Annotated in this window: 22 protein-coding genes; 10 read left to right on the top strand and 12 right to left on the bottom strand. The window is 63.6% G+C overall.

Annotated features, from left to right (window positions below; all coding sequences use genetic code 11):
• Window positions 1-6: 6 nt before the first annotated feature.
• On the top strand, window positions 7-447 hold the full coding sequence (locus ABIB56_RS00635; protein ID WP_354566798.1) for a SufE family protein: 441 nt from the start codon (window positions 7-9) through the stop codon (window positions 445-447).
• Here the strand turns inward: ABIB56_RS00635 and ABIB56_RS00630 are convergent.
• Window positions 444-1,628 (bottom strand): alpha/beta hydrolase family protein, encoded by a 1,185-nt coding sequence (locus tag ABIB56_RS00630; RefSeq protein ID WP_354566797.1) that lies wholly within the window; start codon window positions 1,626-1,628, stop codon window positions 444-446. The two genes, ABIB56_RS00635 and ABIB56_RS00630, sit on opposite strands and share 4 nt — an antisense overlap.
• Window positions 1,629-1,650: 22 nt before the next feature.
• Here ABIB56_RS00630 and ABIB56_RS00625 point away from each other — a divergent pair, with 22 nt between their 5' ends.
• The 4 genes from ABIB56_RS00625 (at window position 1,651) to ABIB56_RS00610 (ending at window position 6,886) form a co-directional block, all read left to right on the top strand.
• Window positions 1,651-2,247 (top strand): DUF3000 domain-containing protein, encoded by a 597-nt coding sequence (locus tag ABIB56_RS00625; RefSeq protein WP_354566796.1) that lies wholly within the window; start codon window positions 1,651-1,653, stop codon window positions 2,245-2,247.
• Complete coding sequence (locus tag ABIB56_RS00620) at window positions 2,240-3,496, top strand: ribonuclease D (RefSeq protein ID WP_502917518.1); 1,257 nt, start codon at window positions 2,240-2,242, stop codon at window positions 3,494-3,496. The genes ABIB56_RS00625 and ABIB56_RS00620 overlap by 8 nt, the downstream gene beginning before the upstream one ends.
• 73 nt (window positions 3,497-3,569) lie before the next feature.
• Window positions 3,570-4,769, top strand: a complete 1,200-nt coding sequence (locus ABIB56_RS00615) for a thiolase family protein (RefSeq protein ID WP_354566795.1) — start codon at window positions 3,570-3,572, stop codon at window positions 4,767-4,769.
• On the top strand, window positions 4,769-6,886 hold the full coding sequence (locus ABIB56_RS00610) for a 3-hydroxyacyl-CoA dehydrogenase NAD-binding domain-containing protein (protein ID WP_354566794.1): 2,118 nt from the start codon (window positions 4,769-4,771) through the stop codon (window positions 6,884-6,886). The genes ABIB56_RS00615 and ABIB56_RS00610 overlap by 1 nt, the downstream gene beginning before the upstream one ends.
• Window positions 6,887-6,942: 56 nt before the next feature.
• Here ABIB56_RS00610 and ABIB56_RS00605 read toward each other — a convergent pair whose 3' ends face one another.
• The 7 genes from ABIB56_RS00605 to dut all read right to left on the bottom strand — a co-directional run bounded on the left by ABIB56_RS00605 (window position 6,943) and on the right by dut (window position 15,128).
• Entirely contained in the window at window positions 6,943-7,920 is a 978-nt protein-coding gene (locus tag ABIB56_RS00605; protein ID WP_354566793.1) for an aldo/keto reductase, read from the bottom strand.
• Window positions 7,917-8,315, bottom strand: coding sequence for a MerR family transcriptional regulator (locus tag ABIB56_RS00600; RefSeq protein WP_354566792.1), 399 nt, complete (start codon window positions 8,313-8,315; stop codon window positions 7,917-7,919). Before ABIB56_RS00600 ends, ABIB56_RS00605 begins: the two co-directional genes overlap by 4 nt.
• Before the next feature lie 48 nt (window positions 8,316-8,363).
• Complete coding sequence (dxs, locus tag ABIB56_RS00595; RefSeq protein ID WP_354566790.1) at window positions 8,364-10,310, bottom strand: 1-deoxy-D-xylulose-5-phosphate synthase; 1,947 nt, start codon at window positions 10,308-10,310, stop codon at window positions 8,364-8,366.
• A gap of 9 nt (window positions 10,311-10,319) precedes the next feature.
• The gene (acnA, locus tag ABIB56_RS00590; RefSeq protein WP_354566789.1) at window positions 10,320-13,130 is read right to left on the bottom strand and encodes an aconitate hydratase AcnA; all 2,811 of its coding nucleotides are present in this window, start codon (window positions 13,128-13,130) and stop codon (window positions 10,320-10,322) included.
• 188 nt (window positions 13,131-13,318) lie between these two features.
• The gene (locus ABIB56_RS00585) at window positions 13,319-14,038 is read right to left on the bottom strand and encodes a DUF3159 domain-containing protein (protein WP_354566788.1); all 720 of its coding nucleotides are present in this window, start codon (window positions 14,036-14,038) and stop codon (window positions 13,319-13,321) included.
• Window positions 14,038-14,673 (bottom strand): DUF3710 domain-containing protein, encoded by a 636-nt coding sequence (locus tag ABIB56_RS00580; RefSeq protein WP_354566787.1) that lies wholly within the window; start codon window positions 14,671-14,673, stop codon window positions 14,038-14,040. Before ABIB56_RS00580 ends, ABIB56_RS00585 begins: the two co-directional genes overlap by 1 nt.
• The gene (gene dut / locus ABIB56_RS00575) at window positions 14,670-15,128 is read right to left on the bottom strand and encodes a dUTP diphosphatase (protein WP_354566786.1); all 459 of its coding nucleotides are present in this window, start codon (window positions 15,126-15,128) and stop codon (window positions 14,670-14,672) included. Before dut ends, ABIB56_RS00580 begins: the two co-directional genes overlap by 4 nt.
• 74 nt (window positions 15,129-15,202) lie before the next feature.
• Between dut and ABIB56_RS00570 the strand changes: the two genes are divergently transcribed.
• Window positions 15,203-15,649 (top strand): DUF3093 domain-containing protein, encoded by a 447-nt coding sequence (locus tag ABIB56_RS00570; protein ID WP_354566785.1) that lies wholly within the window; start codon window positions 15,203-15,205, stop codon window positions 15,647-15,649.
• 4 nt (window positions 15,650-15,653) lie between these two features.
• Here ABIB56_RS00570 and ABIB56_RS00565 read toward each other — a convergent pair whose 3' ends face one another.
• A complete protein-coding gene (locus ABIB56_RS00565) occupies window positions 15,654-15,947 on the bottom strand; it encodes a DUF4193 domain-containing protein (protein WP_147782392.1) in 294 nt (97 codons plus the stop codon).
• A gap of 200 nt (window positions 15,948-16,147) precedes the next feature.
• Here ABIB56_RS00565 and sepH point away from each other — a divergent pair, with 200 nt between their 5' ends.
• Window positions 16,148-17,197, top strand: coding sequence for a septation protein SepH (gene sepH, locus ABIB56_RS00560; protein WP_354566784.1), 1,050 nt, complete (start codon window positions 16,148-16,150; stop codon window positions 17,195-17,197).
• On the opposite strand, the gene ABIB56_RS00555 is transcribed toward sepH, so the two are convergent.
• Window positions 17,194-18,285 carry an alkaline phosphatase family protein gene (locus tag ABIB56_RS00555; protein WP_354566783.1) on the bottom strand — a complete coding sequence of 364 codons (1,092 nt, stop codon included), beginning with the start codon at window positions 18,283-18,285 and terminating at the stop codon, window positions 17,194-17,196. The genes sepH and ABIB56_RS00555 overlap by 4 nt on opposite strands.
• Window positions 18,286-18,342: 57 nt before the next feature.
• On the opposite strand from ABIB56_RS00555, the gene ABIB56_RS00550 reads away from it, so the two are divergent.
• Together ABIB56_RS00550 and ABIB56_RS00545 are read left to right on the top strand one after the other, a co-directional pair.
• Entirely contained in the window at window positions 18,343-20,802 is a 2,460-nt protein-coding gene (locus ABIB56_RS00550; RefSeq protein WP_354566782.1) for a DNA gyrase/topoisomerase IV subunit A, read from the top strand.
• A gap of 57 nt (window positions 20,803-20,859) precedes the next feature.
• Window positions 20,860-22,119, top strand: coding sequence for an APC family permease (locus ABIB56_RS00545; protein ID WP_354566780.1), 1,260 nt, complete (start codon window positions 20,860-20,862; stop codon window positions 22,117-22,119).
• Here ABIB56_RS00545 and ABIB56_RS00540 read toward each other — a convergent pair.
• Both ABIB56_RS00540 and ABIB56_RS00535 read right to left on the bottom strand, forming a co-directional pair.
• Window positions 22,110-23,657 (bottom strand): carboxylesterase/lipase family protein, encoded by a 1,548-nt coding sequence (locus ABIB56_RS00540; RefSeq protein ID WP_354566779.1) that lies wholly within the window; start codon window positions 23,655-23,657, stop codon window positions 22,110-22,112. The genes ABIB56_RS00545 and ABIB56_RS00540 overlap by 10 nt on opposite strands.
• 50 nt (window positions 23,658-23,707) lie before the next feature.
• Window positions 23,708-25,789, bottom strand: a complete 2,082-nt coding sequence (locus ABIB56_RS00535) for a DNA gyrase/topoisomerase IV subunit B (RefSeq protein ID WP_354566778.1) — start codon at window positions 25,787-25,789, stop codon at window positions 23,708-23,710.
• A gap of 225 nt (window positions 25,790-26,014) precedes the next feature.
• Between ABIB56_RS00535 and ABIB56_RS00530 the strand changes: the two genes are divergently transcribed.
• Window positions 26,015-26,248, top strand: coding sequence for a DUF7455 domain-containing protein (locus ABIB56_RS00530; RefSeq protein ID WP_354566777.1), 234 nt, complete (start codon window positions 26,015-26,017; stop codon window positions 26,246-26,248).
• Window positions 26,249-26,251 lie beyond the last annotated feature (3 nt).

The following is a 26,251-nucleotide window of genomic DNA, read 5'->3' as shown; positions in this document are numbered from 1 at the left end:
ATTTCGATGACCAACAGCGAACTTCCCCAGGCTCTCGCCCAAATCCAGGAGGACTTTCTCGGCCTTGACAAGCGGGACCGGCTCCTCCTGCTGTTGGAGTTCGCCAACGAGCTCCCCGAGCTTCCCGCGCGGTATTCTGAACACCCCGATCTCCTGGAGCGGGTCGAGGAATGCCAGTCACCCGTCTTCATCTTCGTAGAGGTCGACGATGCCAAGATCGTGCACCTCTATGCGACCGCGCCTAAGGAAGCCCCCACCACCCGAGGATTTGCTTCCATCCTCGCCCAGGGGCTCACCGGGCTCACCGTCGACCAAGTGCTCGACGTGCCTGATGACTACCCGAACACCATCGGCCTGACCGAAGCCGTCAGCCCGCTGCGTATCCGTGGCATGACCGCCATGCTCGGTCGGACCAAGCGACAAATCCGCGAGAAGATCGCCGCTTAGTCGACGGCGCTGTCCAGCCAGCGCGCGATCGCCGTGTTCCAGCGTCTGCGATCGTAGTTCCACAGTTTCGTGTGCGCGGCGACGGTGAAGGCCTCATAGGTCACGATGTCCGGCCTGACCTCGGCCAGCGCATGCGACGCGGTCGAGGGAACGAATCCGTCGTCGTCGCTGTGCATGAGCAAAATGGGCAGCTGCAGTTCCCCTGCGCGCCGCACGAAATTCAGGCGGGGCAGATCGATCGGTGAGAGCTGCCCGGTGAGTCGTCTCGCCCATCCCTGGCCGATGAGCACCAGCACCGCCGACCGGATCGGGTTGGGCAGGTTGCGAAGCTCTCCCTGATAGCGGAGCGCTGTGATCCAGTCCACGACCGGCGAGTCGAGGGCGATGCCGCGCACCACGCCGGCGAGGTCTGAGCGAGTCGCGGCCTGGAGTACGGTGGCTCCTCCCATCGACCAGCCCATCAGCACGACATCCGTGGCACCGTGGTCGACGGCGTATTGCAGCGCCGCATCGACGTCGTGCCATTCGGTGTCGCCGAGGCCGTAACGCCCGTCTGGGCTGGCCGGCGCGTTCTGATCGTTACGGTAGGAGATGAGCAGCGAGCTGTAACCCGCGTCGCGAAAGACCGGGATGGCCCTCAGCGTCTCCTCACGACTCACCGCGCGACCGTGCACCTGGATCACCCAGCGTCCGCTCGGCTGCGCGGCCGGTACGAGCCAGGCAGGGGCGGGGCCGAGCTCTGTCTCGATCTCGACGTCGGTGAACGGATGCCCGAACTCCCCCGGCTCGAGATAGAACCATCCACTCAGCCGACCGCGGCGTGCCGTGGTCAGGTCGCCGAAATCCACCGTGATCACCGTCCTGGTAACCGACACGCCGGTTTCGCCGACGATGTCGCCGACACGAGCGTGACCTGCGCCGCCGGTGAACCACAGGCTGTATTCCCCGGGAAGCAGCGCATCCAGCGACCTGCTCAGGGTCACGGTAGCCGCATCAGGGTCGAAGGAGATTACGCGGGTATCGTCGGCTCGACGTTTCGGCGGAATCACCACTGTGCGTGCGACGAAGAGCGTCAGAGACGCGACGGCGAGGGTTGCGAGGGCCACAAGCACTCCTGTCACCACGAGGGCGACCGCCCACCATCGATATCCCCGGACGGCGTGCCTTCGAGAAACTGCCACACTCGAACTTTAGTCTTTGCTCGTGCCCGAAAACGTCGCAGGACCATCGGTGCCGGCAGCATTCACCGCCGCACTCCACGCTGTGCGGCGCGCGAACCTTCGGTCCGAACTCGTATTGAACGAGATTCCCTCCCCTGGCAATCTCGCTCCCTACAGCGTCGCGCTCTCCGCAGATGTCACGCCGGCCCGCCACAACACGGATTCCGAGCTGGGTACCGGGCGCTTCATCCTGCTCTACGACCCGTCGTCTCCCGAAGCCTGGGGCGGCCAGTTCCGGGTGGTCTGCTTCGTGCAGGCGCCACTCGAGACCGACATCGGCCTCGACCCATTCCTCGCCGATGTCGCGTGGTCATGGCTGGTGGACGCCCTTGATGCCCGTGGGGCCCACTACGCCGCCGCATCCGGCACCGCGACCAAGATCCTCTCCACCGGATACGGCGAGTTGGCCAGCCAGGGAGACGGCGCTCAGATCGAACTCCGCGCCTCCTGGACGCCCCTCGACCACGATCTCTCCTCACATGTGGAAGGCTGGGGTGAGTTGTTGTGCATGCTGGCCGGACTTCCGCCAGTGGTCGAAGGAGTCAGTTTGTTAGCCGCCCGTCGAGCCGGACGTGAGTAGCGCGGAGCAGAACGCGACGCCACCCGTCGAAAACCACGGTGAGCAGTCCCTGCACGCCCTCGTTTCGGCGATAGAGAACCGCGAGGACTATCTGGATGCCGTGGCCGCCATAGCAGCCGGCACCGGTCCCATCGCCATCGACGCCGAACGCGCGTCCGGCTTCCGTTACTCTCAGCGTGCCTACCTGATCCAGATCTTTCGCCGTGGCGCCGGAGTCTTCCTCTTCGACCCACCAGCGATCGGCAGCTTCGCCGAACTCAACGAAACCATTGCTTCCGAGGAATGGGTGCTGCACGCAGCCAGCCAGGATCTCGCCTGTCTGCGTGAGGTGGGGCTGGATCCGACCCATATCTTCGACACGGAACTCGGTGCACGACTGGCAGGACTCCCCCGCGTGGGACTCGGTACCGTCGTGGAAGACCTACTCGGCATCCATCTCGCAAAGGAGCACTCAGCCGCCGACTGGTCGACCAGGCCGCTCCCGCAGTCCTGGCTGGTCTATGCGGCACTCGATGTCGAACTACTCGTCGACCTGCGGGACGCGATGGCCGGTCTCCTCGAAACCGGGGGCAAGACGGAAATCGCCCATCAGGAGTTCGCAGCAGTGCTCGCCCGTGAGGCCAAGCAGGTGAAAGGCGAGCCGTGGCGCAGGCTGTCCGGCCTCCACTCCCTCCGAGGCGCGCAGAACCTCGCCGTGGCCCGTGAACTGTGGGAGGCACGCGACAGCTTCGCCCGCGAGACCGATACAGCGCCCGGCCGCCTCGTACCCGATGCGTCACTCGTCGCGGCAGCCAAGGCAATGCCGGAATCAAAGCACGCCCTCGCTGCACTGCGCGACTTCAACGGCCGCGCCAGCCGATCGGAACTCGCCCGCTGGTGGGCCGCGATCGACAAAGGCAGAACGACGGAAGACCTCCCTGCGCTGCGTGTCGCCGGCGACACCATGCCGCCGCCGCGTGTCTGGTCGGATCGCAATCCGGAGGCCGACAAGAGATTGAAGAGGGCTCGGGCGGCAGTCACCATCGTCTCGACCGAGCAGAACATCCCCGTTGAGAATCTCCTCACTCCCGAACTGCTGCGCCGCCTCGCCTGGACTCCGCCTGATCCGCTCGATCTCAGCGGTGTGCGAGATGGTCTCTCTGATCTGGGAGGTCGGCCGTGGCAGGTTGACGCCATCTCACAGGTAATCCTCGATGCCTTTGTCGAAGCCAGCCAAACGATCGAAAGCCCTGCGGAACCGGCTTCGTAGAAAGAAGCAAACGATTCTCTGGCCAAAACTGCGAGCCTAGGATCGGATGCGGACCTGAGACAGTGGAGGCATTGTGGCCGAGAGACATGAAGTTGTATTCGTCGATGGGGTTCGCACCCCGTTTGGACGCGCTGGCGAAAAAGGAATGTACTGGAACACCCGGGCGGACGACCTGGTGGTCAAGGCGATGGTCGGACTGCTCGAACGCAATCCGAACGCGCCGAAAGACCGCATCGACGATGTCGCCATCGCCGCGACGACTCAACAGGGCGACCAGGGCTTGACCCTTGGCCGCACTGCAGCGCTGCTGGCCGGTCTGCCCAAGTCCGTGCCGGGCTTCGCCATCGACCGGATGTGCGCCGGCGCAATGACCTCGGTCACGACGCTTGCCGGCGGCATCGCCTTCGGAGCCTACGACCTCGTCATCGCTGGAGGCGTCGAGCACATGGGTCGTCATCCGATGGGATTCGGCGCCGACCCGAACCCGCGATTCCTCGCCGAGAAGCTGGTCGGTGAAGACGCCCTCAACATGGGCTCGACCGCAGAGCGCATCCACGATCGTTTCCCGCAGTTCACGAAAGAACGTTCCGACCGTTTCGCCATGCGCAGTCAGCAGAAAGCTGCTGCGGCCTACGAGAACGGCAAGATTCAACCCGACCTGATTCCGGTCGCTATCCGCAGCGAAGCCGGTTGGGGCCTCGCAACCCGTGACGAGGCGCTGCGACCCGAGACGACAATGGAGGGCCTGGCCGGTCTCAAGACGCCGTTCCGCCCGCACGGCCGTGTCACGGCGGGCAACTCCTCAGGGTTGAACGACGGTGCCACCGTCAGCCTGCTGTCGAGCGAGGCAACGGCCAAGGAGCTCGACTTGACCGCGAAGATGAAGCTCGTGAGTTTCGCCTTCGCCGGCGTCGAGCCGGAGATCATGGGCATCGGCCCTGTTCCGTCGACCGAGAAGGCCCTCAAGAAGGCCGGACTGAGGATCGACGATATCGGACTGTTCGAGCTCAACGAGGCATTCGCCGTGCAGGTACTGTCGCTGCTCGATCACTTCGGAATCGACGACGAAGACCCGCGGGTCAACCAGTGGGGGGGCGCGATCGCGATCGGGCATCCGCTGGCGTCATCCGGCGTCCGGCTGATGATCCAGCTCGCGGCCCAGTTCGCCGAGCGCCCCGACGTGCGTTATGGCCTCACCGCCATGTGTGTCGGTCTCGGCCAGGGCGGATCGGTCATCTGGGAGAACCCGTACTTCGATGGGACGAAAAAGTGATGGCACAGTTCGACGAACTCACGGCACTGTCAGAAGACGAGGTCGTCACCCACTCCTACGTGCGTGACGTGCCGCTGACCGGCGGTAGGGTCCTCGCACTCATCACGCTCGACAACGGTCGCGATCACACCCGTCCGAGTACGCTTGGCCCGGTCACCCTGCTCGAGCTCGCTGATGTGCTCGACGCCCAGAAGGAACGGGCGTCGCGAGGAGAGATCGCCGGTGTCGCCATCACCGGCAAGCCGTTCATTCTCGCTGCGGGCGCCGATCTCAGCAAGGTCAGCGACATCCCGAACAAGGCTGTCGCCAAGCAGATGGCCCAACTCGGTCATTTCACGCTCGGCAAGTTGAGTGAACTGGGCGTGCCATCGTTCACCTTCATCAACGGCCTGGCTCTCGGCGGAGGGGTGGAGATCGGGCTGAACTCCGACTACCGCACTATCGACCGCAACGTGCCGGCCATCGCCCTGCCCGAGGTGTTTCTCGGCATCATCCCCGGGTGGGGCGGGGCGTGGCTGCTGCCCAACCTCATCGGCATCGAGAACGCTCTCAAGGTAATCATCGAAAACCCGCTGAAGAACAACCGCACTCTCAAGGGCCAGGAGGCCTTCGATCTCGGTATGGCGGACGCGATCTTCGACTCGGTCAGCTTTCTCGAAGAGTCGATCATCTGGGCCGATGGCGTGATCTCGGGCAGGATCAAGGTCAAGCGCCCCAACGAGCCTGGCAAGATCGAGCGAGCCGTCAAATGGGATGTGGCAATCGGCATCGCCACCAAGATGCTCGAAAGCCGCATCGGTCGGGTCGCGAAATCTCCGTACAAAGCGCTGGAGCTTCTCAAAGCCGCGAAGAACACCGATAGGAAGACCGGTTTCGCGGCGGAGGATGAAGCTCTGGCCGAACTCATCTCTGGCGATCAGTTCAAGGCCAGCATCTACTCGTTCAACCTGGTGCAGAAGCGTGCCAAGCGCCCGGCCGGAGCGCCGGACAAGAAGATCGCCAAGCCGGTCACCAAGGTCGGCGTCATCGGTGCCGGGCTCATGGCCAGCCAGTTCGCCCTGCTGTTCGTTCGTCGTCTCAAGGTACCCGTGGTCATCACTGACCTCGACCAGGCCCGCGTCGACAAGGGTGTCGAGTACATCTACGGTGAGATCGACGCGCTGCAGGGCAAGAAGCGAATCTCGCCAGACGAGGCGAACCGGCTGAAGGCTCTCGTCACCGGAACGACGAACAAGGCGGACTTCGCCGACGCGGACTGGGTGATCGAGGCTGTCTTCGAAGAGCTCGGTGTGAAGCAGGATGTCTTCGCGGATGTCGAGCAGTATCTCTCCGACACAGCCGTGCTCGCGACGAACACCTCGTCGCTCTCGGTCGAGCAGATCGGTGCGAAGCTCAAGCATCCGGAACGTCTTGTTGGGTTCCACTTCTTCAACCCGGTGGCCGTCATGCCGCTGATTGAAGTCGTGAAGACTCCTGCGACGGATGACGAGACGTTGAGCACCGCCATGGTCACCGCCGCGAAACTGCACAAGAACGCCGTCATCACTACGGACACCCCTGGATTCGTCGTCAATCGTATCCTCGCCAAGGTGCTGGGCGAAGCGATGCACGCCGTCGACACCGGAACCCCCTTCGAGGTGGTCGAGGAGTCGACGAAGCCCTTCGGCCTGCCGATGACCCCGTTCGAGCTTCTCGAACTGGTTGGACTCAAAGTCGGGGCTCATGTGCTGGACACTCATCACGCAGCTTTCCCGGAGCGCTTCTTCGAGAGCGAGAACCTGCACAAACTGGCCGATCTCGGTCACATCTTCGAGCGTGACTCGAAGGGCAAGATCAAGGGAATCGATAAGAAGGCACGGGAGATCGTCGCAGGCGGCACCTTACCGATGACGGCTGAACAGCTGCGCACGCGCATTGAAGACGGCCTGGCTGACGAGATCCACCGCATGCTCGAAGATGGTGTGGTCTCGGCACCGGAAGACATCGACCTGTGTCTCATCCTCGGCGCGGGCTATCCGTTCCAGATGGGCGGGGCGACGCCCTACCTCGACCGTGTCGGCGCATCCGAGCGCGTTTTCGGAGCCACCTTCCACAACCCGCCCATCCGCGGCGTCTAGGAGCAGGCAATGAAAGAGGGCGGGCACCGATCGGTGCCCGCCCTCTTTCATTGATACTACTTGTTGAGCGGGCTCATGTCCGCGTAACGGTCACCAACGGGAGCCGCCACCGCGTCGAGCGCTGCCAGCTGGTCGACGCTCAGCTCGAGTGCCTCCGCGGCTACGTTTTCCTCCAGGTAGCCGACCCGCTTCGTTCCGGGAATCGGCACGATGTCGTCGCCCTGGGCAAGTAGCCAGGCGAGCGCGACCTGGCCTGGCTTCGCGCCGAGTTCGGCTGCCACAGCATCCACCTCCACCACGATACGGATGTTCGCCTCGAGGTTCTCACCCTCGAATCGCGGGTTGCTGCGGCGGAAGTCGGTGGCTTCGAGCTGATCAAGCGAACGGATCGTGCCGGTGAGGAAGCCACGACCGAGCGGCGAGTATGCCACGAAACCGATGCCGAGCTCGCGGACCAGTGACAGGATCTCGGCCTCCGGATCCCGCGACCAGAGCGAGTACTCGGTCTGCAGGGCAGTCACCGGATGTACGGCATTGGCCCGACGGATCGTTTCCGGGCCCGCTTCCGACAGCCCGTAGCCCAGTATCTTGCCTTCTGTGATCAACTCGGCCAGAGCGCCGACGGTCTCCTCGATCGGTGTACCGGGGTCCATACGGTGCTGATAGTAGAGATCGATGTGATCGGTGTTCAGCCGCGAGAGCGAACCTTCAACCGATAGTCGAACGTTTTCCTCGCTCCCGTCGAGTCCACGACTACCATCTCCACGATGCAGCAGCGTGCCGAACTTCGTCGCGATCGTGACCTGGTCACGCTTGCCATCGAAGGCCCTCGCGAGCAGTTCTTCGTTGATGTACGGACCGTACATCTCAGCAGTGTCGAAGAGCGTGACGCCGAGATCGATCGCACGATGGATCGTCGCGATCGACGCGGTATCGTCCTGTCCGGCCCCGCTGTAAAAGGCAGACATGCCCATGCAACCGAGGCCGAGGCGTCCGACCTCGAGTCCGTTCGTTCCGAGTGTGATGTGTTTCATTCCGTTGGGGTCCTTCCCTGGTAGGTCGCGATCTTGAAGTCGATCGCGGCTAGGCTCTGGGTCATCTCATCGAGCCCTGCGGCGACGTTCATGCGATGGATGAGAAGCAGTTCGAGGCGGTCGCCGATCGTGTCATCGCCGTGCCGCGCGAGGTCGACGTACTGGCGTATCCGCGCTATCGGCATGGATGTCGAGCGAAGCTTGGTGAGGAAGCCCACCCATCCCACATCCTGCTTCGAATAGCGTCGATGTTGGGACGATGCCCGGCTGATTGGCGCGAGCATTAGGCCGGCCCGCTCGTAGTAGCGCAGTGTGTGGGCCGACAGCCCGGTCAGCTCAGCCACCTCTGAGATCGAGAGTTGCTCGTCCTCGGTTGTCACTCGTTCAACTGGCATAACCACAGGCTAGAACTTAGAGCGCACTCTAAGTCAAACCCGGATGCACTATTGGCGGTCAGCACCCAGCCGGCGCTGTTCCTCAAGGTCGTCGGGCAGCGGTCGCGCAACCGGAATCTTGCTACCGAGTACCTGCGCCACCACGTCGCGGGCGATACGTTGCGGAGTGAGACCTACCTCTTCGAGGATCTCCGACCGCGAGGCGTGCTCGAGGAATTCATCGGGCAGGCCGAGCTCCGTGAGCGCCGTGTCGACACCGGCGGCGCGCAGGTCCTGACGGATTCGGGTACCGATACCCCCGACGCGGATGCCGTCCTCGATACTCACGACGAGCCGGTGTTCCGCCGCGAGGCTGATCACGCTCTCCGGCACCGGGATCACCCAGCGTGGATCGATGACTGTCGCTCCGATCCCCTGGGCTGCGAGACGGTCGGCCACTTGGAGACCGATCTCGGCCATCGGACCGACGGTGACGATGAGCACGTCTCGGTGCGGCGCTTCGCGCAGCACGTCCACACCGTCATCCGTTCGGCGAACGGCGTCGAATTCGGTGCCTACAGTGCCCTTGGAGAAGCGAACAACCGTCGGCGCATCAGTCACCGCCACGGCCTCTGCGAGTTCCTCACGCAGGCGAGTCGCATCGCGTGGTGCGCTGAGCCGGATGTGCGGCACGACCTGCAGGATCGACAGGTCCCACATCCCGTGGTGGCTCGGGCCGTCTGGACCGGTCACGCCGGCGCGGTCGAGCACGAAGGTAACGCCCGCATGATGCAGCGCGACATCCATCAACACCTGGTCGAAGGCGCGGTTGATAAAGGTGGCGTAGAGCGCGACGACGGGATGCAGGCCACCATAGGCAAGCCCTGCGGCAGAGGTTACCGCGTGCTGCTCGGCGATCCCGACGTCGAAGACGCGTTCCGGATATTTCGCCGCCAGCCGGTCGAGGCCGGTGGGTCGCAGCATCGCCGCGGTGATCCCAACGATCGTCGGGTCATTGTCCGCCAGTTTCACAATCTCATCGGAGAAGACCGAGGTCCACGACGGACGGTCCGAGCCGCCGATCGGCTCACCGGTCTCCGGATCGATATGCCCGACAGAGTGGAACTGATCGGCCGTGTCGAGCACAGCAGGTTCGAAGCCCTTACCCTTCTCGGTAATGACGTGCACGATGACCGGGGCGCCATAGTTCTTGGCCTGCTTCAGCGCCTCTTCCATGGCGCGCTCATCATGGCCATGAACCGGGCCGATGTACTTGATGTCGAGGTTGGAGTAGAGCGCCTCGTTGTTGGCGAAGCGGCTGAGGAACCCGTGAGCACCACCGCGGATGCCGCGATAAAACGCCCGGCCCGGACCTCCGAAGAAGTCGAACAGGCGGCGACTGGAGTCGTAAAGGCTCCGATAGGAGCGCCTGGTTCGCACGTCGCTGAGGAACCGCGCCATCCCGCCGATTGTCGGCGCATAGGATCGGCCGTTGTCGTTAACGATGATCACCAGATTGCGGCTGTTGTCGTCACTGATGTTGTTGAGAGCTTCCCAGGTCATTCCACCGGTGAGCGCGCCGTCGCCGACGATCACGACGACGTGACGGTCTTTCTGTCCGGTCATCTTGAAGGCACGAGAGATTCCGTCCGCCCAGCTCAAGGAGCTTGACGCGTGCGAACTCTCCACGATGTCGTGGATCGACTCCGAGCGCTGCGGGTAGCCGGCAATGCCGCCCTTCTCGCGAAGATGGCTGAAATCCTGTCGCCCGGTGAGTAGCTTGTGCACGTAGGCCTGGTGCCCTACATCGAAGACGATCGCATCGTGCGGGGAGTCGAAGACCCGGTGCACGGCCATCGTCAACTCGACGACGCCGAGGTTGGGACCCAGGTGTCCGCCGGTCTTCGACACCGCCGTCACCAGGAACTGTCGTATCTCGATGGCCAACTGCGTGAGCTGGTCTTGGGTGAGAGCATCCAGGTCTCGCGGACCATGGATGCTCTCGAGAAGACTCATTGAGTCAGCCTAAACCAGCGACCTCAGAACATACTGGAGGATGCCACCGTTGCGGTAATAGTCGGCTTCACCCGGTGTGTCGATGCGGACCACCGCGTCGAATTCGACGGTTGCCTTGCCTTCGGGCGAGTTGTCGCTCGGGGCCGCAGTGACATGAACCGTCTTCGGCGTCGTGCCGTTGTTGAGCTCTTCGATACCCGCGATGCTCACCACCTCCGTGCCGTCGAGGCCAAGCGACGCCCAGCTCTCCCCAGCCGGGAACTGGAGCGGCACGACACCCATTCCGATGAGGTTCGAGCGGTGGATACGCTCGAAGCTCTCCGTGATGACGGCCTTGACGCCGAGGAGGCTGGTTCCCTTAGCCGCCCAGTCGCGGGACGACCCTGAGCCGTACTCTTTACCGGCGAAGATCACCAGCGGGGTACCGGCGGCCTGGTAGTTCTGCGAAGCATCGTAGATGAACGACTGCGGTGCATCCGGCTTGGTGAAGTCGCGGGTGTAACCACCCTCGACACCGTCCAGCAGCTGGTTTCTGAGACGGATGTTCGCGAAGGTCCCGCGGATCATCACCTCGTGGTTTCCGCGACGCGAACCGTAGGAGTTGTAGTCCTTGCGCTCGATGCCGTGCTCTTCGAGGTACTGACCCGCTGGGCTGTCAGCCTTGATGTTGCCGGCTGGGCTGATGTGGTCAGTGGTCACCGAGTCGCCGAGCTTGGCGAGCACACGCGCGCCGACGATGTCGCTGACCGGCGTGGTCTCCATGGTCATGCCGTCGAAATACGGGGGCTTGCGCACATAGGTCGACTTCGGGTCCCATTCGAAGGTGGAACCTGTCGGGGTGGGAAGCGAACGCCAGCGCTCGTCACCGTCGAAGACACCGGCGTACTCATGGGTGAACATCTCGGTGTCGATCGAGGAGTCGATGGTGGCCTGTACCTCTGCGGCATCGGGCCAGATGTCCTTCAGGAACACGTCGTTGCCCTCGGTGTCCTTGCCGAGCGAATCGACCTCGAAGTCGAAGTTCATCGATCCGGCGAGGGCGTAGGCGATCACCAGCGGAGGCGAGGCCAGGTAGTTCATTTTCACGTCGGGGTTGATGCGACCCTCGAAGTTGCGATTGCCAGAGAGAACCGCGGTGACGGCCAGGTCGTTATCCTGTACCGCCTTCGAGATCTCGTCCTCGAGCGGACCGGAGTTGCCGATGCAGGTCGTGCAACCGTAACCGACGAGGTAGAACCCGAGGTCTTCCAGGTAGCCGTTGAGACCGGCCTTCTCGTAGTAGTCGGTGACGACTTTGGAACCCGGTGCCAGGGTGGTCTTGACCCACGGCTTCGACCTGAGGCCCTTCTTGCTGGCGTTGCGGGCCAGAAGGCCAGCGGCGAGCATGACCGACGGGTTCGAAGTGTTGGTGCACGAAGTGATCGCGGCGATCGCGACCGCACCGTGGTCGAGTACGAAGTTGTCGCCGTTCGCGAGGGTCACATCCGAGGGCTTCGACGCGTGCGACGGGCTCGGGCTCGTGTGCGACAGACGGTGAGCCGTCTCCTCATCCTGCGAAGTGAAGCCGACGGGGTCGGAGGCCGGGAATGTGCCTTCGAGCGCGGCGTCGATCTCGGAGCGGTCGGTATCGGCGTACGCGCCGAGGTCGAGCTCGAACTGGGATTTGGCCGAACTCAACTCGACGCGGTCCTGCGGGCGCTTCGGACCGGCGATCGACGGAACCACTGTTCCGAGATCGAGCTCGAGGTACTCACTGAACGACGGTTCGACGGATACGTGGTGCCAGAGCTTCTGCAGCTTCGAGTAGCTCTCAACCAAAGCGACCTGCTCCTCGCTGCGGCCGGTGAGCCGCAGGTAGTCGAGGGTCACGTCATCGATAGGGAATATGGCTGCGGTCGAGCCGAACTCCGGGCTCATGTTGCCGATGGTGGCGCGGTTCGCGAGCGGCACAGCCGCCACGCCCTCGCCGTAGAACTCGACGAACTTGCCGACCACACCGTGCCTACGCAGGATCTGCGTGATTGTGAGCACGACATCCGTCGCCGTCACGCCAGTGGGGATAGATCCGGAGAGCTTGAAACCGACCACCTTGGGGATGAGCATGGAGACCGGCTGGCCGAGCATGGCCGCCTCGGCCTCAATACCGCCGACACCCCAGCCGAGCACGCCGAGGCCGTTGACCATCGTCGTGTGCGAGTCGGTGCCGACGCAGGTGTCGGGGTAGGCCTGCAGCACGCCGTCGACGGTGCGAGTCATCGTGACACGGGCGAGGTACTCGATGTTGACCTGGTGCACGATTCCGGTTCCCGGTGGCACCACCTTGAAGTCATCGAAGGCCGTCTGCCCCCAGCGAAGGAACTGGTAACGCTCGCCATTGCGTTCGTACTCGATCTCGACGTTGCGCTCGAAGGCGTTCTCGGTGCCGAAGAGATCGGCGATCACCGAGTGGTCGATCACCATTTCGGCTGGGGCGAGAGGGTTGATCTTCTTCGGGTCGCCGCCGAGGCTCGCTACGGCCTCGCGCATGGTGGCGAGGTCGACGATGCACGGTACGCCGGTGAAGTCCTGCATCACGACGCGAGCCGGCGTGAACTGGATCTCGGTGTCAGGGTCTGCGGCCGGAACCCAGGAGCCGAGCGCCTCGATCTGCGACCTGGTGACGTTGGCGCCGTCCTCCGTGCGGAGGAGGTTCTCGAGCAACACCTTGAGGCTGAACGGGAGTCGCTCGTGACCCGGAACCTTGTCGATGCGGAATACCTGATACTCCGAGGAACCGACTTTCAGGGTGTCCTTCGAATCGAAGCTGTTGACCTGCGACATTGCGCGTCTCCCTTACTAAGCTCTGCCCGCTCTGACGGGCTGCTGTCGTTGCCAATCCTCCCCGTCGACCGGACCGGTTGCCAGCAAGGCAAGCCTAAGTTTTTTGAGGTCGATCGGAAAGATCAGGAAGTCAAAAGTATCTTGACGTCAAGATAAATATAGCACCACGAAAGACCTGCGGATGCGAGCTATTCGGCTTTGCTGGCAGTGCTGCGTCCATAAACGGCGCGGACCAGAAGCCAGGTGACCCACAGCAGTCCCGCGTAGAGCGGCACACCGAGCAGCAGCTTGGTTCCCGCAAGCCACTCGGCCTCATGGGCCAGATAAAGCGGCACCTCCACCACCAGCCGCAGCGCAAAAAGGGCCGCCCACAGCCAGGTCGCCAAATACAGCACGCGACGTTTGGGCTTGCTGGTGCGCCACGCGACGCCCTCGTTCGTTAAAAAGCCCACAATCACCCCGATAAGAGGCCAGCGCACAACGATGCTCAGAAGGAGTACCGCAAGGCTCCCGGCATTGAAGAAGATTCCGGGCAGGAAGTTCGTTTCGGCGCGGCCCGTGATGAGAGCGAGGATGGCGGATGCCGCGAGAACGGCGATCCCACCGAGCGCCTGCGTTGGTCCGCTCTTCGTCACCAGGCGGATGACAACGAAGATCACCGAAAGCGCCAGCGGGATGAGAACGCTGAGCAGCAGGTTCTGCCCGCTGAGCGAATAGACCACAAGGAACGCCAGTCCAGGCACGATCGACTCGATCAGCCCGCGCACTCCCCCGATGGCCTTGAGAAGCGACTTGCCGGTCGGGACCTCGCCCGGCGCAACCTGGCCGAGACCGGTCTTACGCATGGCGTCGCCGAAGCTCTCCCTGAAGCTCGGCGGCTGCTCATCCTGGCCGCCGGACGTCGACATCAGACTGTGGGGGCCGACGGAGCGTCATCGGCATTGGTGGCGCTCTTTGGCATGTGAAGTGGGATGAGGTCACGGGGCGGCATCGGGGTCTTGCCGCGCACGACGACCACGCTGCGGAAGAGTTCTTCGATCTTCGCCGCTGCTTCCTGGTCGACGGCACCCTCGCCGGCGATGACACCGCGGAGGAACCAGCGCGGGCCGTCGACGCCGACGAAACGCGCGAGTCTCTTTGAACCCGGCTGGCCGGCAACGGTGGCGGGAATCTCGGCAAGCAGTTCCGGACCAAACGGGCCGACTGTGAGCTTGGTCGTGCCGCCCTGCCTGGCGATCTGGTCGGCGATCTGCGCCCGGATCTCGTGCCAGAGACCCGAAGTCCTCGGCGCTGCGAAGGGCTGCACCTGGAGCGTGGAACCCGCGTAGTCGAGCCCGACGGCGACCACGCGCTGGCTGCCCTCCTCCACTTCGAGGCGGAGCTGCAGTCCGTCCCGCGGCAGGATCTTGACTCCCCCGAGGTCGACGTAAGGACGAACCGGGTTGGCCTCCGCTTCATCGAGCGGACCCTTGGTGGCGCGATCTGATGGCGCGGACTTTGCCTGCTCGGCATCGTCGGGAACTGATGAAGTGATGTCGCTCACGCGCCGTCTCCTTGCTTGTTGTCGCGGTAACCTGTCGACCCGAATCCGCCGTCGCCCCGATGGCTTCCCGGAAGTGTCTCGACCGGCACGAACCTGGCTCGCGTCACCGGCATGATCACGAGTTGAGCGATCCGATCACCGACTGCCACAGAATACGGCACAGAGTCGTCGGTATTCAGAAGGGTGACGCGGATCTCCCCGCGGTAGCCGGCATCCACCGTTCCGGGGCTGTTCACGATCGTGATGCCATGCTTGGCAGCGAGACCGCTTCGTGGGACGACGAATGCCGCATAGCCGTCGGGCAGCGCGATCGAGACTCCCGTACCGACAGTCGCTCTCTGGCCTGGTGCCAGCTCCACCGACTCGGCTGCCGTGATGTCGGCACCGGCATCACCGGGATGCGAGTAGACCGGAACCGAGTCGGCGACAATAAGGACTTCAACGCTTTCGGGCACGTCACGAGGGTAGTGCAGAACGGCTGGACGCCACACGGGCACAGCGCACAGCATTTATCTGATCGAATAGGACCATGACGATTTACCGCGAGCGGTTGTGGGCCTCGGCCTGGGTGTTCATCTCGACCGCTCTGGTCATTCCGGCGAGCCTGATGGTGTTCCTGCCGATCAACATCGGCGTGGGAGTGATCGTCGCGATTGTTCTCTACGGTGGCTGCGTATTCCTCCTGATCGCCACGGCGCCCGTCATCGAGGTCACACCAGAAGAGTTCAGGGCCGGAAGGGCACGGCTGCCCATCCGCTTCCTCGGGCCCATCGAAGGATTCCGGACGGAAGAGGCAACGCTCGAGCGAGGACAGCGCCTCGACTCGCGAGCCTGGTTGCTAATCAGGGGCTGGGTTGGGCCCATCGTGCGAATCGACGTCCTCGACGAGAACGATCCGACCCCATACTGGGTCGTTTCGACTCGTCATCCAGAGGACGTCGTCGCTGCCGTCGCCAGGGCGCGCGCAACGGCGTGAGCCGTTAGGCCGCGCACTCCTGGCAGATCGGACCGAGCTTCTCTTCGTGGTCCAGTTGCGAACGGTGCTTCACCAGGAAGCAGTTCACACAGGTGAACTCGTCTGCCTGGGGCGGAAGTACCACCACGTCGAGGTCGAGGTCAGAGAGGTCTGCGCCTGGGAGTTCGAAACCGCCAGGGTTGTCGGCGTCATCGACGTCGACTACACCTGACATTTTGTCCGGAACGCGCTCTTTAAGAGCCTCGATCGACTCTGAGTCGTCGTCGGTCTTACGAGGTGCGTCGTAGTCGGTTGCCATGCCCATCCACTTCTTATCTGCATCAATTGTTCTCAATCGGCGGCCATAGTTTGCATCAATAGTTTGCGAATAGCAAACCACTGCGAACCAGCCGTGAATCCGACGTCTGTGCAACTTGCGGCACGCCCGGGTTATTCCCGCAATATCGACCTTCGGCATGTCACTCTAAAGAACACCAGTGACCGCGAAAGGCGTTCAGAATGCAAGACCTGAGAGTTATCGGAGTGGAGAACGGCGCACTCCTCGTAGCGTCCGACGAAGGCACCCGGTTCCGCGTCGCGATCGACGAGGTTCTGCAGTCGAAACTTCGCCAGGCCATCCCCGACCCCGGCGCGGGCAGAAAGCTCGCGCCCAAAGAGATTCAGGCGCACATCCGATCGGGGATGTCCGCGCAGGACGTCGCGTCGATCACCGGCGTTCCACTGGACTACATCCAGAAATTCGAGGGCCCAGTGCTCGCCGAACGCGAGTTCGTGGTGACCTCTGCGCTCAACGTGCCGGTGCACACTGCGATGGAGTCGGACCCGCTCGGCGGCGGATCAACCTTCGGCACGGTCATTCGTGAACGTCTTTACGACCTCGGCGCCATCAATGAACGCTGGGCCAGTTGGAAAGAGGTCGGTGGTGAGTGGATCGTGAAGCTCGCGTTTACCGCAGAGCAGATCGATCACGATGCCCGCTGGCGCTTCGAACCCAAGAAAGCCGCCCTCGCACCGCTCAACAGTGAGGCGATCACGCTATCCCAGCAGGGTGAGATGGCCGGAGCGCTCGTACCGCGGCTTCGCGCGGTCGGTGACGAGGAACGCCACCCCGACCAGTCACGTTTCGACAGCGGCGCGTTCACCGAGAACGAGCTCGCGGAGGGTGCGGTGCAGCCCGCCGTCTACGGTCGCCTGGACGATGCGCCCGCTGCCGTAGCGGATGCCGCGATCAATCGCGCCCCCGCGGCAGAAGAACCGGAGTCCAACCAGACCGCCGACCTGCTCGAGGCACTGCGCCGCAGGCGCGGGGAACGCGAATCGGCGAACTTCGCCGAGGAGGAAGAGTCGAGGGCGGCTCATCCGTCGACCGGTTCGATCCGTCTCGTCGATATTCCGCTCGAAGATTTCCGCGATGATGAGGACGGTGCCCTCAGCAACACGGCCCCGCAGCCCAATGTGTTCCACCACAGGTCGAGCAAGAAGGCTCGCGCCTCGATGCCGAGCTGGGATGAGATCGTCTTCGGCGCCCGTTCTGACGACGATCTTTAGGCGAAGTCGCCGAACCTGAGCAATGGGATGGTGGTCTCCTCGGGGGACCACGACCCGTGTTGGCCCACCATCGAGCGTCCGTGCTGCGCCGCTGCCCGTGAATCGTAATAGGCGATGTTCTTGCGAGCGGCGACGAGCAGGTCACCGATCCGAGGAATGACCTCGGGGTCGACGACGCTTCCGAACCATCCCGACTCGACGGCTTCGGCCCGGCTCACCACCCAGGAACGACCTCCCTCTGCCTCGCGCCAGCGCTGGAGAACAGTGGCCCGGTGCGATTCGCTCGCATCCGGTTCGAAGTGCAGTTGGAGCGCTCGCGGCTCTCCCGCGACATGACGGATGCCGTCGACCAGGCCCGCGTTGGTATCGAACAGCACGTGTGAGCTCTCCGGCACGTCCAGTACGCCGTGATCCGAGGTCAGAAGCATGCCTTCGCCGCGACGGAGCTGCTCGGTGAAGCGACGGACCGCTCCATCGAGCTCCTCCAGTGCGGCGGTCCACAGCGTGGACTGCCAGCCGGCGGCGTGCGCCGTCTGGTCGAGTTCCGGCACATACACGTAGACCAGGCCGCTATCGATCCCGTCCAAGGCGCGCCGGGCCTCGTCGAACCGGTCGGCGATGGTTATTCCGCTGCGATACTCGGCGCCGCGGAGAATCGCCTTCGTGAAACCGGATGACCGATAGCGCTCTGCGCCGACGGCGAACGACGGCAGGCCCGCATCCTTCGCTTTCTCAAACAGGGTCGGCACCCGTTGCCAGGTCGCCGGATCAAGCCGTGAGTCCCAGCCGCTGAGCTGGTTGACGACCCTGTCGTTGGCTGCATCCAGCACCGTATAGCCCACCAGGCCGTGGATTCCCGGCAGCTCCCCCGTCGTCAACGTGGCGAGAGCCGCAGCTGTGGTCGTAGGAAATTTGGCGCCGATAATGCTCGCAGGCGTGAGGAGGGGAGCGAGCGAGCGAGCGTGTCCAGCCCTCGCCGCGAGTACAGAGGCACCGAGGCCGTCGACGAGCAGCACAATAGCCTTCCGTACCGGCGGGAGCGAGAGCTGGTTGGGCTTACCGTCGACGGCGAGAAGGGAACTTGGCACGACATCGGCAAGGCTAAACCGGTGTGATTTGGTGGCCGGTAGCATGGTGGCAATCTTATGACTACTCCCGAAAACCCCTCCGAGACGACCCACGGCGAACGCATCGACAGCGTCGATGTCTCCTCCGAAATGGAGGGGTCGTTCCTCGAGTATGCCTACTCCGTCATCTATTCCCGCGCCCTTCCGGATGCCCGCGACGGTCTCAAGCCCGTCCAGCGTCGCATCCTCTACCAGATGACCGAGATGGGCCTGCGACCCGACCGCGGCCACGTGAAGTCCGCACGCGTCACGGGCGAAGTGATGGGCAAGCTACATCCCCACGGAGACAGCTCCATCTATGACGCGATGGTGCGACTGTCGCAGGGCTTCATCATGCGCGTGCCGCTGATCGACGGCCACGGCAACTTCGGCACACTGGATGACGGTCCTGCCGCTGCGCGTTACACCGAAGCTCGCCTCACCCCGGCAGCCATGGCGATGACAGAGAATCTCGACGAAGATGTCGTCGATTTCGTCCCCAACTACGACAATCAGCTGGTGCAGCCTGAGGTACTTCCCTCAGCTTTCCCCAACCTGCTGGTCAACGGCGCGAGTGGAATCGCTGTCGGGATGGCCACCAACATGGCGCCGCATAATCTCATCGAGGTGGTCGGCGCCGCGCGGCACCTGATCGAGAACCCCGACGCATCCCTCGACGACCTGATGTCGTTCGTACCAGGGCCTGACATGCCGACCGGAGGCACGATCATCGGTCTTGCGGGCATCCGCGATGCCTATGAGACCGGGCGCGGCAGTTTCCGCACTCGGGCCAAAGTGTCGGTCGAGAGCATCACCGCCCGCAAGGTCGGACTCATCATCACCGAGTTGCCTTTCATGGTCGGCACCGAAAAGGTGATCGAGAAGATCAAGGATGGCGTCAACTCCAAGAAGCTCAATGGTATTTCCGACGTGACCGATCTCACCGATCGAAAGCACGGTACGCGCCTGGTTGTCGGCATCAAGACCGGATTCAGTCCGGACGCGGTACTCGAGCAGCTCTATCGGTTCACCCCGCTCGAAGACTCGTTCAACATCAACAACGTCGCCCTGGTCGAAGGTGGGCCGCGCACACTCGGCCTTCGCGAGCTGCTGCAGGTCTATATCGACCATCGGATCTCCGTGGTCACCCGTCGCAGCCAGTACCGTCTCGCCCGCAAGAAAGAGCGACTGCACCTGGTCGAGGGCCTGCTCATTGCGATCGTCGACATCGACGAGGTCATCCAGGTCATCCGTACCAGCGATGACACGGAACAGGCACGCTTAAGGCTCATCGACGTCTTCGACCTGAGCCAGGTGCAGGCGGAATACATCCTCGAGTTGCGCCTGCGCCGACTCACCAGGTTCTCCCGCATCGAGCTGGAGACCGAGCGTGACCAGCTGCGGGCCGAGATCGACGAGTTGGAGCAACTGCTCTCGGTGCCGCAGCGCGTGCGCCAGCTGGTCTCTGATGAGCTCGAGGAGGTGGCTGAGCGCTTCGGCACACCCCGCCGCACCCTGCTGACCGAGGCACGACCGAGTATCGCCACATCTTCGTCGTCGCGCTCCGCCGCCCCGGTGCTCGAGATCGCGGATGCACCCTGCATCGTGTACCTGTCGACCACGGGCCGCGCGATCCGTGTCGATCTGCCTGAGATGCCGTCTGAGCTGCCGGTCAGGGCCGCCAGGCGGAGTAAACACGATGCGATCCTGTCCACGGTGGTCACCACGAGCCGCGCGGAGCTGGGCGCCGTCACCACGCTCGGGCGTCTAGTGCGACTCTCCCCCGTCGACCTGCCTGTCGTTCCGGAGAACTCCATCCAACTTGCAGCAGGCGTCAGGATCGCCGACTATCTGGCGCTGGACTCGAAGAAGGAGCGTGTGCTCGCGCTCGTCTCCCTCTCATCCGACCAGGCAATCGCTCTCGGCACGCGCCAGGGTGTCGTCAAACGCCTTACCCCCGGTGATTTCGCCAATCGGCCGGACTTCGAGATCATCAGCCTCAAACCCGGCGACCAGGTCGTCGGCGTGCGCCAGGGCGGCGACGGAGACGAACTGCTCTTCGTGACATCCGAGGCACAGCTGTTGCACTTCTCCGCCTCCGCCGTGCGTCCTCAGGGACGCTCCGCCGGGGGCATGGCGGGCGTCAACCTCGGCGCCACAGCCGAGGTGGTGTTCTTTGGATCGGTCGATCCGACCGCTGAGAATGTGGTCGTCACGGTGTCAACCAGTAGCGGAAAGATCGCCGGAGCTGATCCGGGGCGAGCGAAGGTCTCGCATCTTGCAGAGTTCCCTGGCAAGGGTCGTGCGACAGGCGGTGTGCGCGCGCACACCTTTCTCAAGGGCGAAGACGTGCTCGCGGTCGCCTGGGCGGGTTCGGCACCGGCGTTGGCCGTCGGCCCGGATGGTGCTGTCCGCACTCTTCCCGATGCCGGGGCCAAGCGGGATGCGTCCGGCATGCCGCTGGATGCGGTGATCGGGTCGATCGGCACCGGCCTGTAGCATCGTCCGTCGCTAGCACGAATCCCGTTGTTCTCCTTCGTGTCCTAGGCTGCGCGGGTGACAACGCCGCCGACGCTCGCCCGGAGGCTCGGCCTGCTCGACGCGATCGTCATCGGTCTCGGCTCGATGATCGGTGCCGGGATCTTCGTCGCCTTCATACCCGCGGCCCAGGCGGCGGGATCCGGCCTGCTTCTGGGACTCGTGGTGGCGGCGGTGGTGGCATTCTGCAACGCGACATCCTCCGCGCAACTGGCCGCGCAGTACCCTTCGTCCGGTGGCACCTACGTCTACGGACGTGAACGGCTCGGCCACTGGTGGGGTTTCCTTGCGGGCTGGAGCTTTGTCATCGGCAAAATTGCCAGTTGCGCAGCCATGGCGCTGACGTTCGCCGCCTACGCCGCGCCATCCGGGTGGCAACGCCCGATAGCGGTTGCCGCTGTGGTCGGCCTGGCAGCCGTGAACTATTTCGGCGTCACCCGAACCGCGTTCGTCACCAGGATGATCGTCGTGGTCGTACTGCTGAGCCTGGCCATAGTCGTCGCTGCGGGAATCGGCACCGGTCTTCCCCAGGGCGGTTCGGAACTCGGCGACCTCTTCGCGCATGGCTGGTACGGCATCCTCCAGTCAGCAGGCCTGCTCTTCTTCGCCTTCGCGGGCTACGCGCGGATCGCCACCATGGGCGAGGAGGTACGGGATCCGGCGACCACGATTCCACGAGCGATCAGCATCGCGCTCGCGGTGGTCGTTGTCGTCTACGCCGTCATCGCGATCACCGTGCTCGCGACCCTCGGCGCCAGTCGTGTCGCCGAATCGACAGCACCACTTGTCGACGTCGTTGCAGCCGGTGGATGGACGTGGGCGGCGCCCATCGTACGGTTCGGAGCCGCTGCCGCATCGCTCGGTGCCCTGCTCGGACTCATCGCGGGGATTGGCCGCACGACCCTGGCCATGGCACGCCAGGGTGACCTGCCGCGCTGGCTGGCAGCGGTGCATCCGAAATTCGCGGTTCCTCACCGTGCGGAGGTCGCCGTCGCGATCATCGTGACCATTCTGGTAGTGAGTGTCGATCTACGCGGTGCCATCGGGTTCTCGTCGTTCGGGGTGCTGCTGTATTACTTCGTCGCCAACATCGCGGCGTTCACCCAGATTCGCGAACAGCGTCGGTATCCGAAAGCCCTGCAGGTGATCGGAGCGCTCGCCTGCGTCGCGCTTGTGATTACCCTCCCACCCGTGGGCATCATCGTGGGTGTCCTTGTGATACTTGTGGGTGTCGCCTACCGGATCGTGGCACGACGTCTGGTCGACGCTCAGACGTGAGGTACGAACTCCTGCCAGGCCCGACGACGCTCGCCACGCGGATCCTCCTCGACGCGGTCGACGGTGTCGATGATGATCGTCCGGCGTCGCCGATCGGTGTACTTCGGCCACGACTCGTCCACGGTGCCATCGTGCGCGAAGCGCAACCAGTTCCTTCGCATCCGCGCTCCGGCGCGCTTGAATGCCGCACGCCCGCCCAACGCGCCCATCGTGCGGCCGAATGCGTTGTCCATGCGATCGAACAGCGCGAAGAGTTCCAGGCCGTGGGTGGCGTCGAAACCGGCGAAGCGCACCAATCTCGGTGCGATATCGAAGCGATAGAAGTGAACACGTGCGTAGTGGGCGTGCCGCTCAGCCACCTTGATCGTCGGATACCAGAAGGCGTAGTCACCGCCGAAGTCGGCCGCGGGCCGTCTCGCGGGCAGCCCGGGGTACTGCGCTTTGAGCGCCTTACGCGCCTTCTTCTTCGTCTTAGCGAAGATGGCCCGGATGCGGGACGGCGTCGTCGCGAGAATGTCCAGTCGGCCCCTGAACAGTGAGCCCTCCCGATCATTGGTTCCGATGATAAGCGGAACCGGATGCGCCCGCCCGTGCTTGAACGCGTCCAGTGGGCGCTCAGGCAGGAAGTTCCCGTCGATCACCGGACAGAGGCTGATCGTGCCCGGCGCGTGGTCGGGGGTGCGCAGCTGCATCCGTGTCGTGGCCCGCACGAGATCCTCGACATCGGAGGACAGGAGCAGGTCGGCCGCCTCCTCACTGCTGGTGCTGTCGGTGCTCGAATCGTCGACCTCTTCACTGAGCAGTTCGAGGTATTCCTGGGCCCACTCTGCGGTGATTTCGGCCGGGTAGACCGCGTTCGGTGGCGAACTCTGGGCGATCACCCGCGCGAAGAGTCCTCGCGCGCTCGGGACTGTCATGAGAGTGGTGACTGCGTTGCCGCCGGCGGATTCACCGAAGAGCGTCACGTTGTCGGGGTTGCCGCCGAAGGCAGGGATGTTGTCGCGCACCCACTGCAGCGCGGCGACCTGATCCCGCAAGCCCAGATTGCTCTCGAACCTGCGCGAGGGGGTGGAGAAGCGGGTGAAGTCGAGATAGCCGAGCGCGCCCAGCCTGTAGTTGAAGTTCACGAAGATCACGTCGCCCTCGGTAGCCAGTCCCTCACCCTGGTGGGGCATCTCGCGCGATGATCCGACGCTGTAGGCGCCGCCGTGGATCCAGACCATCACAGCACGCGGCGCATCCGATTCCGCCAGTGGTGCTATCACGTTGAGGGTGAGGCAGTCCTCCGACGTTACGACGTTCGTGCCAGGGCCGAGGAACTGCCCCTTGCGATCCTGGGCCGCGACCGGGCCGAACTCGAGGGCGTCACGGACGCCCTCCCACGGGTCGACCGGTGCGGGAGCGCGGAAACGCAGGTCACCGACGGGCGGTGCAGCATAGGGAATGCCACGCCACATCCGAAGACCGCGCCTGACGCCGCCTGCAATGGTGCCCCCGGTCACCGCCACCCGCAGCGCGTGGGAAGTAACTACAGCCATTCGCCGAATACTACGTGCCGCGAGTTAACCGCAGCAGTCAGGCATGAGAGTTAGACGTCGATGCGCTCGCGCGACAGCCCGTCGGATCCCGCAATAATGAAGTCCTTGCGAGGCGCGACGTCATTGCCCATCAGCAGTTCGAACACGCGCTCGGCGTTGATGGCATCCCTGATCTCCACCCGTCGCAGGGTGCGATGGCGGCGATCCATCGTGGTCTCGGCGAGCTGATCGGCATCCATCTCACCGAGGCCCTTATAGCGCTGGATCGGATCCTGGTAGCGCTTGTTGGAGCGCTTGAGCCCCGCCAGTACCCCGTTGAGTTCCTGCTCCGAATAGGTGTAGATCGTCTCATTGGGCTTCGAACCGGGGTTCATCACGATCACCCTGTGCAAGGGTGGCACGGCGGCGTAGACCCTGCCATCACGGATCATGTCGGGCATGTAGCGGAAGAACAGCGTGAGCAGCAGGGTACGAATGTGGGCACCGTCGACATCGGCGTCACTCATAATGATGACCTTGCCGTAGCGAGCCGTCGGCAGATCGAAGCTACGGCCGGAGCCGGCACCGATCACCTGAATGATCGAGGCGCACTCGGCATTCGACAGCATGTCGGAGACGGACGCCTTCTGCACGTTGAGAATCTTGCCGCGAATCGGGAGCAACGCCTGATATTCGCTGTCGCGGGCGAGCTTCGCCGTGCCGAGAGCGGAGTCGCCCTCCACGATAAACAGCTCGCTGTTGGTGACATCACTCGAACGGCAGTCGACGAGTTTGGCAGGCAGCGACGAGTTCTCGAGAGCGTTCTTGCGGCGCTGCGTCTCTTTGTGGACGCGAGCCGAGACACGCGACTTCATCTCGGCGACGATCTTGTCAAGCACCAGCGACGACTGGGTCTTGTCATCGCGCTTGCTCGAGGCGAACCTTGCCGCCATCGTCGCGGCGACGACGTTCGCCACGATGTTGCGCACCGCCGGCGTTCCGAGGATCTCCTTGGTCTGTCCCTCGAACTGCGGCTCAGGCAGGCGCACGGTTAGCACTGCCGTGAGTCCTGCGAGAATGTCGTCCTTCTCGAGTTTGTCGTTGCCGACCTTGAGACGCCGCGCATTCTGCTCTACCTGCCCGCGGAGGAACTTGAGCATCCCCTGCTCGAAACCCGTCTGGTGGGTCCCCCCCTTCGGCGTCGCGATGATGTTGACATAGCTGCGGAAGACCGTGTCGTATCCGGTACCCCAGCGCAGGGCGATGTCGACCTCGCACTCGCGTTCCAGTTCCGTCGGCACCATGTGGCCCTTGTCGTCGAGCACCGGAACCGTCTCGGTGAACCTGCCATCGCCGGTCATCCGCCAGGTCTCGGTGAGCGCGTTGTCGGGGGCGAGAAAGTCGACGTACTCGGCGATGCCGCCATCGAATTTGAAGGTCTCGTGGGTCGTCTCTGAGCCGCGTTCGTCGGTGATGTCGATGCCGAGACCGCGTACGAGGAAGGCTGTCTGCCTGGCCCGGGTGAAGAGTTCCTCGATCTGGAAGGTCGTTCCCTTGCTGAAGATCTGCGGATCGGCCCAGTAACGTACTCGCGTACCGGTTACGCCGCGGGCGACTTTGCCCGCTACGCGCAACTCGCTGTTCGAGACGAAGGGAGTGAACGCGGCGTCCGGTCGAGCCTCGCCCTTGTCGGCGAAGGTGCCGGGTTCCCCGCGATGGAAAGACATCGCCCAGGTCTTGCCATCACGATCGACCTCGACGTCAAGCCGCTCGGACAGCGCGTTGACCACCGATGCGCCCACTCCGTGGAGGCCACCGGATGCGGCATAGGAGCCGCTGCCGAACTTGCCCCCGGCGTGGAGTTTGCTGAACACGACCTCGACCCCGGAGAGTCCAGTCTTGGGTTCGATATCGACAGGGATGCCACGGCCACGGTCTATGACCTCGACACTGCCATCCTTGTGCAGGATCACGCTGATGTCGTCACCGTTGCCGCCGAGGGCCTCGTCGACCGAGTTGTCGATGATCTCCCACAGACAGTGCATGAGGCCGCGTGAATCGGTCGAGCCGATGTACATGCCGGGACGCTTGCGCACGGCTTCGAGGCCTTCCAACACCGACAGGTGCCTGGCCGAGTAATCCGAACTCGCCACAATCTCTCCTTTTACGCGCGGCCGACGCCCCCTTCATTGGGGAATGGATGGTGGGCGGGCCGTGTTCCAGACTAATGAAACAGGATGCTGCCGAATGTATCCGACACCCCTCGCCACGATTGCTACGCGTTCAGCGAAATACAGGCCTTTTGTAGTCCCGTTGTAACACCGCCGTGTTTGTATAGAGACAAGATTTATTTAGCCAAGAAACTGGAGGAGCATCTCATGTCACAGATCGCACCCGAAACGTCTGCCATTGATGAGCTCGAATCCAGCCACCAACTCACCGCCTCAGACCGCTGTGACAGCTGTGGGGCGCAGGCCTATATTCGTGTGGCCATCGGTTCTAGTGGACTGCTGTTCTGTGCTCACCACGGCAAGAAGTACCAGGACAAGTTGTCGGCCGTCGCGAGCGACTGGCACGACGAATCTGACCGTCTTCTGCAGGACAACCGCTAGTCC

This window comes from Glaciihabitans sp. UYNi722 (genome assembly GCF_040549465.1).
Taxonomy (GTDB): Bacteria; Actinomycetota; Actinomycetes; order Actinomycetales; family Microbacteriaceae; genus Lacisediminihabitans.
Note: the sequence above shows the minus strand (reverse complement) of the source record. Positions and strands in the feature narration are given on the sequence as shown.

What these genes read in the sequence shown, in the direction of transcription:
- acnA (WP_354566789.1), bottom strand. Translation starts at nt 13,130, where the DNA reads ATGTCGCAGGTCAACAGCTTCGATTCGAAGGACACCCTGAAAGTCGGT.
- ABIB56_RS00605 (WP_354566793.1), bottom strand. Translation starts at nt 7,920, where the DNA reads ATGAAACACATCACACTCGGAACGAACGGACTCGAGGTCGGACGCCTC.
- ABIB56_RS00610 (WP_354566794.1), top strand. Translation starts at nt 4,769, where the DNA reads ATGGCACAGTTCGACGAACTCACGGCACTGTCAGAAGACGAGGTCGTC.
- ABIB56_RS00570 (WP_354566785.1), top strand. Translation starts at nt 15,203, where the DNA reads ATGACGATTTACCGCGAGCGGTTGTGGGCCTCGGCCTGGGTGTTCATC.
- sepH (WP_354566784.1), top strand. Translation starts at nt 16,148, where the DNA reads ATGCAAGACCTGAGAGTTATCGGAGTGGAGAACGGCGCACTCCTCGTA.
- ABIB56_RS00540 (WP_354566779.1), bottom strand. Translation starts at nt 23,657, where the DNA reads ATGGCTGTAGTTACTTCCCACGCGCTGCGGGTGGCGGTGACCGGGGGC.
- ABIB56_RS00565 (WP_147782392.1), bottom strand. Translation starts at nt 15,947, where the DNA reads ATGGCAACCGACTACGACGCACCTCGTAAGACCGACGACGACTCAGAG.
- ABIB56_RS00635 (WP_354566798.1), top strand. Translation starts at nt 7, where the DNA reads ATGACCAACAGCGAACTTCCCCAGGCTCTCGCCCAAATCCAGGAGGAC.
- ABIB56_RS00530 (WP_354566777.1), top strand. Translation starts at nt 26,015, where the DNA reads ATGTCACAGATCGCACCCGAAACGTCTGCCATTGATGAGCTCGAATCC.
- ABIB56_RS00550 (WP_354566782.1), top strand. Translation starts at nt 18,343, where the DNA reads ATGACTACTCCCGAAAACCCCTCCGAGACGACCCACGGCGAACGCATC.
- ABIB56_RS00600 (WP_354566792.1), bottom strand. Translation starts at nt 8,315, where the DNA reads ATGCCAGTTGAACGAGTGACAACCGAGGACGAGCAACTCTCGATCTCA.
- ABIB56_RS00585 (WP_354566788.1), bottom strand. Translation starts at nt 14,038, where the DNA reads ATGTCGACGTCCGGCGGCCAGGATGAGCAGCCGCCGAGCTTCAGGGAG.
- dxs (WP_354566790.1), bottom strand. Translation starts at nt 10,310, where the DNA reads ATGAGTCTTCTCGAGAGCATCCATGGTCCGCGAGACCTGGATGCTCTC.